General features: G+C 68.6%; 12 protein-coding genes. 4 read left to right on the top strand and 8 right to left on the bottom strand.

The genetic code is table 11. The annotated features are described in order from the left end of the window. Positions 1–266: 266 nt before the first annotated feature. Entirely contained in the window at positions 267–680 is a 414-nt protein-coding gene (locus ACWELJ_RS30390) for a DUF5318 domain-containing protein (protein WP_357097436.1), read from the bottom strand. 194 nt (positions 681–874) lie between these two features. Here ACWELJ_RS30390 and ACWELJ_RS30385 point away from each other — a divergent pair, with 194 nt between their 5' ends. Both ACWELJ_RS30385 and ACWELJ_RS30380 read left to right on the top strand, forming a co-directional pair. Then, positions 875–1,432, top strand: a complete 558-nt coding sequence (locus tag ACWELJ_RS30385) for a PadR family transcriptional regulator (RefSeq protein ID WP_452369542.1) — start codon at positions 875–877, stop codon at positions 1,430–1,432. Beyond that, positions 1,425–2,522 (top strand): inositol-3-phosphate synthase, encoded by a 1,098-nt coding sequence (locus ACWELJ_RS30380; protein WP_452369541.1) that lies wholly within the window; start codon positions 1,425–1,427, stop codon positions 2,520–2,522. The genes ACWELJ_RS30385 and ACWELJ_RS30380 overlap by 8 nt, the downstream gene beginning before the upstream one ends. 128 nt (positions 2,523–2,650) lie before the next feature. Here the strand turns inward: ACWELJ_RS30380 and ACWELJ_RS30375 are convergent, their stop codons facing one another. From ACWELJ_RS30375 to ACWELJ_RS30350, 6 genes are all read right to left on the bottom strand, one after another. Beyond that, positions 2,651–3,076: a GyrI-like domain-containing protein gene (locus tag ACWELJ_RS30375; RefSeq protein ID WP_452369540.1), complete on the bottom strand. Its 426-nt coding sequence runs from the start codon at positions 3,074–3,076 to the stop codon at positions 2,651–2,653. Positions 3,077–3,083: 7 nt separating this feature from the next. Next, positions 3,084–3,686, bottom strand: coding sequence for an effector binding domain-containing protein (locus tag ACWELJ_RS30370; protein WP_452369539.1), 603 nt, complete (start codon positions 3,684–3,686; stop codon positions 3,084–3,086). A 28-nt stretch (positions 3,687–3,714) separates the two neighbouring features. Beyond that, positions 3,715–5,925: a transglycosylase domain-containing protein gene (locus ACWELJ_RS30365; protein WP_452369538.1), complete on the bottom strand. Its 2,211-nt coding sequence runs from the start codon at positions 5,923–5,925 to the stop codon at positions 3,715–3,717. A 126-nt stretch (positions 5,926–6,051) separates the two neighbouring features. Further along, the gene (locus ACWELJ_RS30360; RefSeq protein ID WP_452369537.1) at positions 6,052–6,942 is read right to left on the bottom strand and encodes a carbohydrate ABC transporter permease; all 891 of its coding nucleotides are present in this window, start codon (positions 6,940–6,942) and stop codon (positions 6,052–6,054) included. Beyond that, positions 6,942–7,877, bottom strand: coding sequence for a carbohydrate ABC transporter permease (locus tag ACWELJ_RS30355; RefSeq protein WP_452369543.1), 936 nt, complete (start codon positions 7,875–7,877; stop codon positions 6,942–6,944). Before ACWELJ_RS30355 ends, ACWELJ_RS30360 begins: the two co-directional genes overlap by 1 nt. A 179-nt stretch (positions 7,878–8,056) precedes the next feature. Next, entirely contained in the window at positions 8,057–9,361 is a 1,305-nt protein-coding gene (locus ACWELJ_RS30350) for an ABC transporter substrate-binding protein (RefSeq protein ID WP_452369536.1), read from the bottom strand. 149 nt (positions 9,362–9,510) lie between these two features. Here ACWELJ_RS30350 and ACWELJ_RS30345 point away from each other — a divergent pair, with 149 nt between their 5' ends. Together ACWELJ_RS30345 and ACWELJ_RS30340 are read left to right on the top strand one after the other, a co-directional pair. Then, on the top strand, positions 9,511–10,353 hold the full coding sequence (locus ACWELJ_RS30345; RefSeq protein ID WP_452369535.1) for a DUF2786 domain-containing protein: 843 nt from the start codon (positions 9,511–9,513) through the stop codon (positions 10,351–10,353). An 11-nt stretch (positions 10,354–10,364) separates the two neighbouring features. After that, positions 10,365–10,877, top strand: coding sequence for a TIGR04338 family metallohydrolase (locus ACWELJ_RS30340; protein WP_452369534.1), 513 nt, complete (start codon positions 10,365–10,367; stop codon positions 10,875–10,877). Between the two features lie 33 nt (positions 10,878–10,910). Here ACWELJ_RS30340 and ACWELJ_RS30335 read toward each other — a convergent pair whose 3' ends face one another. Continuing rightward, the gene (locus tag ACWELJ_RS30335) at positions 10,911–11,888 is read right to left on the bottom strand and encodes an o-succinylbenzoate synthase (protein ID WP_452369533.1); all 978 of its coding nucleotides are present in this window, start codon (positions 11,886–11,888) and stop codon (positions 10,911–10,913) included. Positions 11,889–12,160: the final 272 nt, after the last annotated feature.

The following is a 12,160-nucleotide window of genomic DNA, read 5'->3' as shown; positions in this document are numbered from 1 at the left end:
GGAACCGCCGGGCTGCGCGGTCCGCTCCAGGACGGCCCGGACGGGATGAACATCGATACCGTCGCGCGGGCGTCGGCGCCGGGGCCGGGTTGCGAACCGCCACGGGGGCGGCCGCCGTGCGGTCCGTCGTCATAGGGCGATGTCACAGCCTGGCTCTCCAATTACTTCTCGATACGGTCCGGGTCCCCGGGCAGGGCTCGATGCGGTCACTGTCGGTGTACCGCGGCGGGCACGTGTGCCCGCGGATCAGCAGTCGACGTGGCCTCTCACTCGGCGGCCGTGCGACGGGTGCCGGTGCGGCGTCGGCCCGTCGGCGCCGGGGCTAGGCCCAGCACATAGGACTGCACCAGATGATTCCAACTGCAGGTCCGGCACACCTCGACCACATGCACCGAGAACTCCTCCCGAGTCTCGGCCAACCGGACCAGTTCCTCCGGCGCGCGAGCGGAGCCCGCGACGGCGCCCAGGCCGTCGCCGTAGACCCACGAGACGAGTGTCAACTGCTCTTTCCTGCAGATAGGGCACGTGACCTCGCTCCCCCGCCCGTGGAACTTCGCCGCCCGCAGGAGGTACGGATTGGCATCGCACACATCCGCGACGTCCACCCGTCCCGCGTAGACGTCGGCCAGCAGGGACCGGCGCCGGAGCGCATAGTCCACTACCTGCCGCTGTATTCGCACGCGACCCAGAGTACTTGCGGTGGCCCTCGGCCCGCACGCCCCGGACGGACTCTGATCAATTCGCCACACGGCGTAACGCGACCCATCACGCGCCGCGGTTCCGTGGTTCGGTGCGCCAACTATATCGGCGCGATATAGTTTGGAACTGCATCCATCGGTTAGGTCTGAACACAACAGTCAGGAGGTGAAGCCCGGTGCTCGAGTTGGCAATCCTCGGGCTGCTCCTCGAATCGCCGATGCACGGCTACGAGTTGCGCAAGCGGCTCACCGGTCTGCTGGGCCCGTTCCGGGCCTTCTCCTACGGGTCGCTGTATCCGACCCTGCGGCGCATGCAGTCCGACGGCCTCATCGCGGAGGAGAGCCCGCAGGGCTTGGCAACACGCCGTGCGCGGCGGGTCTACCAACTGACTGAGCCCGGACGGGAGCGGTTCGCCGAACTGCTCGCCGACACCGGGCCGCAGAACTACACCGACGACGGCTTCGGCGTTCATCTGGCCTTCTTCGGCCGCACCCCCGCGGAAGCGCGGATGCGAATCCTGGAGGGGCGGCGGAGGCAGGTCGAGGAGCGCCGAGAAGGACTGCGGGAAGCGATAAAGCGAGCCAGTGGGCAACTGGACCGCTATACCCGCCAGCTCCATCAACTCGGTCTCGAATCAAGCGAGCGCGAAGTGCGCTGGCTCAACGAGTTGATTGCTGCGGAGCAATCGACGAAGGCGGCACCACAGAAAGAGGGAAATATCGGCCATGAGTGAGATCAACACCGAAGTTCGGGTGGCCATCGTCGGCGTGGGTAACTGCGCATCTTCCCTGGTTCAGGGCGTGCAGTACTACAAGGACGCCGACGAGAATTCGACCGTCCCCGGACTCATGCACGTGAAGTTCGGTCCGTACCACGTCCGTGATGTGAAGTTCGTCGCCGCGTTCGACGTCGACGCCAAGAAGGTCGGCTTCGACCTGTCCGACGCGATCTTCGCCAGCGAGAACAACACCATCAAGATCTCCGACGTGCCGCCGTCGGGCCTGACCGTGCAGCGTGGACCGACGCTGGACGGCATCGGCAAGTACTACGCGCAGACCATCGAGCTGTCCGAGGCCGAGCCGGTCGACGTCGTCCAGGCGCTGAAGGATGCCAAGGTCGACGTCCTCGTCTCCTACCTCCCGGTCGGTTCGGAAGAGGCGGACAAGTTCTACGCGCAGTGCGCCATCGACGCGGGCGTGGCCTTCGTCAATGCGCTGCCGGTGTTCATCGCCTCCGACCCGGTCTGGGCCCAGAAGTTCGTCGACGCCGGCGTGCCGATCGTCGGCGACGACATCAAGTCCCAGGTCGGCGCGACCATCACCCACCGCGTGATGGCCAAGCTGTTCGAGGACCGCGGCGTCGTGCTGGACCGCACCTACCAGCTCAATGTCGGCGGCAACATGGACTTCAAGAACATGCTCGAGCGCGAGCGGCTGGAGTCGAAGAAGGTCTCCAAGACCCAGGCCGTGACCTCCAACCTCGAGGGCCCGCTCTCGGGCAAGGTGTACGACCGCAACGTGCACATCGGCCCGTCGGACTACGTCGAGTGGCTCGACGACCGCAAGTGGGCCTACGTCCGGCTCGAGGGTCGCGCCTTCGGTGACGTGCCGCTGAACCTGGAGTACAAGCTCGAGGTGTGGGACTCGCCGAACTCGGCCGGCATCATCATCGACGCCGTCCGTGCCGCCAAGATCGCCAAGGATCGCGGCATCGGCGGACCCGTCCTCCCGGCCTCGGCCTACCTGATGAAGTCCCCGCCGCAGCAGCTGGCCGACGATGTCGCGCGCGCCCAGCTCGAGGCGTTCATCATCGGCGCCGAATAACTCGCATCGCTCGCCGGGGCCCCCGAACCCGATGGGAGACGCGGGGGCTCCGCCCGCACACCCGAATACGAAGGGCGGCATCGCAATCGCGATGCCGCCCTTCATTCGTTTTCGGTCGAGTTTCGACGTCAGTCGAGAGAAACGTAGACCTCGACGGAGGTGGGACCGGTGTAGCGCTCGATCTCCGCGGCGTGGGAGCGGGTGATGGTGCCCGCGTTCTCGGCCTTGGCGACCTGGGCCCAGGCGGTGCGCAGCAGGTCGTAAGGCTTGTCCGAGACAACGAATTTCGCGTACCGGCCGGAGGGGATGCGGGTCATCACGTCGCCGGTGTCCAGGTCGGACAGGCCCGAAAGCTCGTATCCGAGAACGGCTACCGCGTGATCGTTCTGGCCGATGTAGGCGGCGACGCGTTCGGCCTTCTTCTCCCGGGCCAGGTACCGGTCCCAGGTGAAGTTCACCAGGTCCAGGTCGCGGGCGGTGACCTCGCGGCCCGCCAGGGGGATGGTCAGTCCGCCGACCAGGAATTCCTCCAGGGTGACGATTTCGAAGTCCACTGCTCCCCTACCCCTCCGCGCTCGGATCCAGCGCGACGAAAACCTCCACCGTCCGGTTGTCCGGATAGTGCTCGAAATCCCCGGTGTAGGCGCGCACCAGGCTGCCGGCCGCCTCGAGATCCCAGACCGTCCGCCAGATCGACACGATCACATCGCCGAGATTGTCGCCGCTGCGAATGAAGCGGGCGAATACACCGCCCGGGATACGCGCCAGTACATCGCCGGGCAATAGGTCGTCCGGATTCTTGCATTCGTAGCCGACGATATGGGTCAGATACGAACCGATCTCGGGCGCGTGATCCACGTAAGCGGTCGCGGGCGGGCCCGGCAGATCGCGTGCGATCGTTCGTTTCCAGGCCTCCTCGACCTTCGCGCGGCGCGGCCCTTCGACCGCGAGTGCCGGGCTGCGTAGCACCGTTCCGGCTACCAGCGTTTCGTGGCGTTCAACAACATTGAATTCCACCGGCGTCGCCCCTATGTCTCGTGCTGTCTCCGACCCCACCCTGCTCCCAACCCGCATCCTGCCACCGGCATTCGGAGTCGCTGAATCCGGTAGCGGGTTCCACAATATCCGCGGCCGCGCGCGGATGGAGCGGTAGGCACGAAACATGATCAACAGGACATGAATGTTATGAACGCTACCCGGGGACGGGGACGCTGAGGCCGGGGAAGATCTCGACCTGGCGGGGCGTGGGAGCGGGCGGGATGACCAGGACCGGTTCCTGCGTGGGGGCCGGGGACGGCGGCTGGAGAATGTCGTAAGTGCTGTTGGGCGGGGGATTTCCGGGGACCGGCTCCGGGCTGGGGAACGGGTCGACCGGCGTTCCGGCCAGCGCGGCGTCCATGGTCTGCTTCCAGATGTCGGACGGCATGCCGGAACCGTAGATGGCGGCGCCGCGGGCGGTCCGGATCGGTTGGGACTGTTCGGTTCCCACCCAGACGGCGGTGGACAGGGCCGGGGTGAAGCCGACCATCCAGGCATCCTTGTTCTGGCCGGTCTCGCCGAGCTGGGTGGTGCCGGTCTTGGCCGCCGACGGGCGGCCCGCCAGGCCGTGGCCGTTGGAGTAGGCGGCGATGGGAAGCATGGCCCGGGTGACGGAGTCGGCGACGCCGGCCTGGATGCGCTGCTCGGATCCGGGCGCGGCGGCGCCGCGGTCGAGCAGCACCCGGCCGTCGCCGGTCACCACCTTCTGCACGAAATAGGGTGCGCGGTAGGCGCCGGAGGCGGCCAGGGTGGCGTACGCCGAGGCCATGTCGATCGGGCGCACCGAGTACGCGCCCAGCACGATGGCGGGCAGCGGCGGGCCGCCGCCGTCCTCGGTGAGGGTCTTGCCCGGCACACCGGGAATCTGGTCCGGGATACCGGCCTGGTGGGCCGCGTCGGCGATCGCCTTCGGGCCCTCGAACAGGGTTCCGGACAGCCGGTAGAAGCTGGTGTTGAGTGAGCGCTTGAACGCCTCGCCGAGCGAGCAGGTGCCGCAGGATTCGCCGCCGACGTTCTGGATCCGCTGGCCGTTGACGGTGAGCGGCGCGCTGTCGAGCTGGTAGGTCAGGGGAATTCCCTGTTCCAGCGCGGCGACCACCGCGAAAGTCTTGAAGGCGGAACCGGTTTGCAGCGGGGCCTGCGCGAAATCGAAGCCGATGCCGTCGGGTCCGCCGTAGTAGGCGCGCACCGCGCCCGAGCGCGGGTCGATCGACACCACCGCCGAGCGCAGTTCGCCCGGCTGCCCGGCCAGCGCGTTGCCGACCGCGGTCAGCGCGCCCTGCTGGGCCTTGGCGTCGATGGTCGTGATGATCTGCAGCGCACCGGTATTCAGCTCGCGCTCGCTGATCCCGGCGGCGCGCAGTTCGCGCAGCACCTGGGCGCGGATCAGGCCCTCCGGGCCGCGCGGGGTGGTGTCGTCCACCGCCGAGCCGGGGATGATCGGCGGGAACTGGGTGGCGGCGCGATCGTCGCGGGTCAGTGTGCCCATCTCGACCATGCCGTCGAGCACATAGGCCCAGCGGGCGCGCAGCTGGTCGAGGTGGCTCTCGGGGTCCAGCAGTGACGGGGTGCGGATGACCGAGGCCAGTACCGCGCCCTCGGCCAGGGTGAGTTCGGGCGCGGGCTTGCCGAAGTAGGCGTGGGCCGCGGCGGAGATGCCGTACGCGCCGCGACCGTAGTAGATGGTGTTGAGGTAGGCGGCGAGGATCTCGTCCTTGCTCCATTGGCGGGCCATCTTGGCGGAGATGATGAGCTCGCGCATCTTCCGGCTCAGGGTGCGTTCCGAGCTCAGGAAGGCGTTCTTCACGTATTGCTGGGTGATGGTGGAACCGCCGCCCGCGTCGTCGCGGCCGAGCAGATTATCGCGGGCCGCGCGCAGGAAGGCCGAGGTGGAGTAGCCGGGATTGGTGTAGAAGTTGCGGTCCTCCGCCGCGAGCACGGCCTGGCGCACCGGCAGCGGCACGTCGGTGAGCGGCACCGGCACCCGATTACCGTCCGGCGGAACGACCTTCGCGATCACGGTGGTGCCGTCGGAGGTGAAGATGGTGGCGATCTGGTTGGTCTGCACCGCGTTCGGGTCCGGGATCTCGGCGCTCCAGTAGGCGACGCCCAGCAGTGTGGTCGGCATGACCACCAGCACCAGGAACACGGCCAGCACCAGTCGCCGGATGCGCTGCCCGCGGGTGCGCTGCGCCGCGGCGGGCTGGTCGGGGTCGACCGGCGGCTTGGCGCGCCGGCGCGGGCGGCTGTGCGAGGGGTGGCGCTGCCGATGGGATGCGCTGGCCGCCAGCTCGTTCCACTCCGCCCTGGTGGCGGACGCTTCCGGTGCTCCTGGGTGCCGGTCGCGGGACGAGCTCACGAGCATCTCCTTCCGGAGCGTCGACAAAGCGCGGTTCGACCCCACCGAGGTGGGGAGCACACAGAAACCCCGCGACACCGGCCGCGGTGGGACCCATGCTAATCGACGTCCCCCGCGGCCCGGCTCATTTGCCTAGCTCTTGACGCCGCCCGCGGTGAGGCCGGAGATGATGCGGCGCTGGAACAACAGCACCATGATGACCAGCGGAATGGTGACGATGGTGCCCGCGGCCATGATCGCCGTATAGGGCTGGACCAGCGGGTTGTTGCCCGAGAAGCGGGCCACCGCGACCGTCACCGGTTCGGTCTTGTCGCTGGAGAGCAGGCGCGCCAGCAGGTATTCGTTGACCGCCGCGATGAACGCGAGGATGGCGGTGGTGAACACCGCGGGCGCGGCCAGCGGCAGCATGATCAGGCGGAACGCCTGGAACCGCGACGCGCCGTCGATCCGCGCGGCTTCTTCGAGCTCCCAGGGGAGTTCGGCGAAGAAGGACGCCAGGATGTAGACGGTCATGGGCAGCACGAACGAGATGTTCGGGATGATCATGGCCTGGTAGTGGCCGATCCAGCCGAGGTCGGTGAACAGCTGGAACAGCGGGGTCACCAGCACCACCACGGGGAACATGGAGGCGGACAGGATGAGTCCGGACACCAGGTACTTGCCCTTGAAGGTGAGCCGCGCCAGCGCGTAGGCGGCCATGATGCCGATCAGCAGCGCCACCACCGTGGTGGCCGCGCCGATGATCACGCTGTTGCCCAGCGCCCGGCCGAAGTTGTTGCCGCGGCTGGTGTCGAAGGCGTTGCGGAAGTTCTCGAACGTGACGTGGGTGGGCCACGGCGTGTTGTCGAAGGTGTAGGCCGGATCGCGCAGCGCGGTCACGACCATCCAGTAGAACGGTCCCAGCCCCCACACCAGCACGATCAGCGCGCCCAGGTAGACGCGGCCGGACGCGAGCCGCTTGCGCCACGGAACCGTTTGCGGCGCGGGCTTGTTCACGGCCCGCTCGACGACATCGGTGCTCATCAGTGCGCCTCCCGCTGTTCTTCCTGGGTGCGAACGGCGTTCGCGCCCAACACCTTCACCAGGAAGAACGCCACGGTGAAGATGAGCAGGAAGGTGATCACCGACAGCGCCGACGCGCTGTTCGGGCCCTGGCGCACCTGATCCACCACCAGCATGGAGATGGTGCGGGTGGCCGGGTTGGACTGGGTCATGATCGCGGGCAGGTCGTACATGCGCAGCGCGTCCATGGTGCGGAACAGCACCGCCACCAGCAGCGCGGGCTTCAGCAGCGGCAGGGTGATGTGCCGGAACCGCTGCCACGCGGACGCGCCGTCCACGCGCGCGGCCTCGTACACGTCCTCCGGAATCACCTGCAGGCCCGCGAGAATCAGCAGCGCCATGAACGGGGTGGTCTTCCACACGTCGGCGGCGATGACCGCGAAGCGGGCCGGCCACGGGTCGGCGGTCCACAGGATGTGGGTGCCGAAGATGCGGTTCACCACGCCGTCGTACTGGAACATGAACTCCCACAACCGCGCCGTGACGGCGGTCGGGATGGCCCACGGGATGAGCACGGCGGCGCGCAGCAGGGCGCGCCCCTTGAAGGTCTTGCCCATGATGACCGCCATGCCCAGGCCGATGCTGGCCTCCAGCGCGACGGTCACGACGGTGAACAGCAGGGTGACGCCGATCGCGGCCCAGAACTGCGAGCCCAGGTTGCCGGTCGGGCAGTCCACCGTCTCGCCGAGCGAGCTGGTGCACTGCTGCAGCAGCCAGTGGGTGTAGTTGCTGAAGCCGGCGCCGCCGCCCTCGACGAACATGCCGGTGGACTTGTCCAGGCCGGAGTCCTTCTGGAAGGACATGATCACGGCCCGGACCACCGGGTACCCGATGACCACGGCCAGGGCGAGCAGCACGGGGGTGACGAACACCCACGCCCGGGCCGAGACGCCCAGCCGATCACCCCGGCGCTTGGTCTGCGGCGCGTTGTTCTGTGGCGCTACGGATTTCACGCTCGGCTCCGTACGGTCGGGCGACTCGATATCGGTCGCTCCCGAAGGACGTGACACCAGTTCTCTTCTCCTACGGGACTCAGCCCTTGATCGTTCTCCGGGGCTTCGCCGTCGAGCACGCCCTACGATCCGGCGGTCTCGATGCCCTTCTGCATACCCGCGATGGCATCGTCGACCGACTTGTTTCCGGTCAACGCAGCATAGGCGTTGTCCTGGATGGCCTTCGACACCGCGGGGTAGAAGGGGGTCACCGGCCGCGGCACCGCGGAGGCGATGGATTCCTTCAATGCGGGAAGGTACGGCATCTTGGCGATCAGCGCCGGGTCGTCGTAGACCGAGGCGCGGACCGACGGCAGTGCGCCGGAGGCCACGATGTGCTGGGCGTCCTCGCTGATCAGGAAGCGCAGGAAGTCCAGCGCGGTGGCCTTGTTCTTGGAGAAGGCGCTGATCGCGGCGTTGTAGCCACCCAGGGTGGAGGCGCCGACGCCGTCCTTGCCGGGCAGCGGGGCGACGCCGAACTTGTCCTTCACCGCGGAGGCGTCGGAACCGGCGTCACCGAAGGTGGACGGCCAGCCGCGCATGAACATGAGCTTGCCGGTGACGAAGGCGTTCTGCGACTCCGGCTCCTTGAAGGAGATGCCCTCCTTCGGGATGTCACCGTTCTTGTAGGCGTCGACCAGGGTCTGCAGGCCGGCCTTGGACTGCGCGCTGTTCACGGTCGGGGTCTTGCCGTCGGCGCCGACGAAGCTGCCGCCGAAGGCGTTGATGACCTCGGCGGTGTTCACCGTCAGACCCTCGTAGGGGGCCAGCTGGCCTGCGTAGCAACCGATTCCGGCGTCACGGGCCTTCGGGCACAGGGAGATCATCTCGGCCCAGGTCTTGGGCGGCTCCGGCGCCAGGTCCTTGCGGTAGAACAGCAGGCCGCCGTTGGTGTTGCGGGGAGCCGCGAACAGGGTGCCGTTGTAGGTGGCCGAGGCGACCGGCGGCGACAGCAGGGTGGAGGTGTCGATCTGGAAGGAGTCCTTCAGCGGCTGGATCCAGCCCTTGGCGGCGAACTCCGCGGTCCACGGCACGTCGAGGGCGACCACGTCGTAGTCCGACGCCTTGGCCTGCATGTGCTGCTTGAGGTCGTCGTACTGCTGGGAGGCGTCGTTGGACTGCTCCTTGAACGTCACCTTCTCGTCCGGGTGTCCGGCGTTCCAGCGCTCGACCAGCTGCTTCACCGCACCGGTCTCGGTGGTGTCCTTGCCCTCCACATAGGTGATCGGGCCCCGGCCGGTGAGGTTCTCACCGGTCGAGCCGTTCCCGTTGGAGCTGCTCGAGCAGCCGCTGGCGAACGTCGCGGTCAGCAACGCCGCCGAGGTGACGGCCAGCACGGCACGCGGCACCAACGTCGAACGTAGAGAGGACACCTTCTTCAAAGCCATCGCGGATACTCCAGGGTCGAGACGTGAGCGGCGGCACACCCAGCCGGTTGCACAAGGGAAGATACATGGTGGCCGTTCGCCGTGCCGGGACTACCTGGTCTCATCGCGCGTGACCACGGTGATCACCGATACCGCTAGGCTGGGCCGCGATGTCTTCTCAGGACAAGATGCTCACCAGGATCGGCGGCTTGCTGAGGCAGGCCGAATCGACCGACAACGAGCACGAGGCCGAAGCCTTCCTCGCCGCGGCGCAACGGCTCGCGACCGGGTCGTCGGTGGATCTGGCGGTGGCGCGGGCGCATATCGCGAATCGGGAACGCAGACCGACGCCGACGCAGCGCGTGATCCCGATCGGGGAGCCCGGAAAGCGTGGTCTGCGCACGTATGTGCAGCTGTTCGTGGCCATCGCCGCCGCCAATGACGTGCGCTGTGATGTGGCCCGCAGTTCGACGACGGTGTACGCCTACGGTTTCGACACCGATATCGACACCTGTTCGGCGCTGTACACCAGCCTGCTGGTGCAGATGGTGCGCGCCTCCGACCACTACATCAAATCGGGTGCGTACAAGTCGGCCACCGCGCAGAAGGTGGTCGTCGAACGAAAATACGGCCGCGTCTACCACCATCCGGTGGAGGTGCCGGTCGCGGCGGTGACGGCCCGGCTGAACTTCCAGATGGCCTTCGCCGCGCGCATCGGCCGCCGGCTGGCCGAGGTGAAGGCGGAGGTCGAGAAGGAAGCCGTGCGGGCCGACGCCGCCGGCGTCGCGCCGACCGGGACCGCGCTCGCGTTGCGCGACAAGGAACTCGAACTCACCGACTACTACTCCCGTACCTCCGAGGCACGCGGCACCTGGCGTGGTCCGCAGGCCTCGGCCGGGTACTCGGCGGCCGCGCGGCGGGCCGGAGACCGGGCGGGCAAGGCCGCGCGACTGGGCGGCACCGCCGAACTCGGTGGGGTGCGCGGCCAGCTGCCGCGCGGTTCGGGCGAATAGCGAACGCGCGCATGGCTGCCCGGGATGCGCAGCGGTCCCAGGTGTACGACGCCGAGGGGCTGGTGCGCGGAATGTTCGATCGCGCCGACGAATTCGAGACGCGCACGGTCGAAGTGCACGGATCGCACCTGACGCTGCCCATCGAGCGGCGGTTCGCGTCGGTGGAATCGGTGCAGACCTATGTGGACCGGGTGCTCGCGCTGAATTGGGTGCGTGCCCGCTGGGATCGGGCGGGCGCGCCGGTGACGGTGCGCGCCCGGGCCGGAACCAAGGCCGCGCATTACGAATCGGCGGGGTCCGTGCTCGCGGTGCCGTTGCATGCCGGCGGAAGTGCCTGGGCACTGCGGGAATTGGTGATCTTGCACGAGCTCGCGCATCATCTGGACCCGGAGCTCGCCGAGGCCGCGCCGCACGGGCCCGAGTTCTGCGCCCGGTATGTGGAGCTGGTGGACGGCGTGATCGGCCCGGAAGCCGCACTGCTGTTGCGTACCACGATGTATTCGTGCGGCGTGCGCATCGCCTGACCGGTCCAGTGGCGCGGCCGGGTGAACAGCGCGTCAGGGCAACAGTTTCCGGACCCGGGCCAGGCGCTGGAGCCACCACTCGGTGCGTTCGGCGTCGGGGTGGCGGTACCGCTCCAGCAGCTCGGGATCCGGGGCCGGGGGAGTGCGCGGCACCTCCAGCCAGCCGTCCACCGGGCGCAGCGGCTCGTTCACCACATCACCGGTGAGCAGCGACAACGTGTCCAGGCCACAGGCGAAATCGAGGTGGGGGAGGGCGCCGGCCAGCGCGACCTGCGCGGCCAGGCCGACGCTGGTCTCCAGCGCCGACGACACCAGGCACGGCAGCCCGGCCGCCGCGGCGACCTCGAGTGCGCGCCGCACCCCGCCCAGCGGCGTGCATTTCAGCACCGCCACATCCGCGGCGCCCGCCACCGCCACCCGCAGCGGGTCCTCGGCGCGGCGGATGGATTCGTCGGCGGCGACGCGGACCCGCACCCGCTTGCGCACGGCCGCGAGTTCCTCGATCGTCCGGCACGGCTGCTCGACGTATTCCAAACCGCCTGCGGCCCGGTCGATCCGCCCGATCCGGTCGACCGCGGTGTCCACGTCCCACAGCCCATTGGCGTCGACCCGCACGGCCCCGTCCGGTCCGAGCGCGTCGCGCACCGCCGCCACCCGCTCCAGGTCCTCACCGAGCGATTCCGGATGGTCGGCGACCTTCACCTTCGCGGTCCGGCACCCCGACGCCGTGACGATCTCGTACGCCCGCTCGGGACCGACCGCGGGCACGATGCAGTTCACCGGCACCCGATCCCGCACCGGCTCCGGCCATCCCACCGTCGCCTGCTCCACCGTCGTGGCCAGCCAGGACGCCGCTTCCCGGTCGTCGTACTCGGGAAACGCGCAGAACTCTCCCCATCCGGCGGCGCCGGGGATCAGCATGCCCTCGCGAACAGTGATCCCCCGGAACCGGGTTCGCATCGGAATCGCGTAGACCACCGCCGACTCGAAATCCACCGCACTGTCGCTCACCCGTCGCACCCTACCGACCGCCCGCGCGGACCCGAGGGTGGCGGCGTGGCCCGCCCCCGGCGACAATGCGAAATGAAGCCATGTCCGGCTTCACAGAACCGTGCTGTGGGGGAGAACCGCAATCATGAACCCGCCCAACGATCCCCGACGTCCCGCGCCGGAGCACCATCCCCCAGCCGGGCTGGGCGGACCGGACGGTCGCCGGAACCCGGTGGGCGCCGCCGGCCTGGCCGGGCCGGAGGGGCCGACGCTGCCGCCCGCCGGGCAGACAC

The sequence above is a fragment of the Nocardia sp. NPDC004582 genome (genome assembly GCF_053602115.1).
This window is presented reverse-complemented; position numbering and strand designations above follow the sequence as displayed.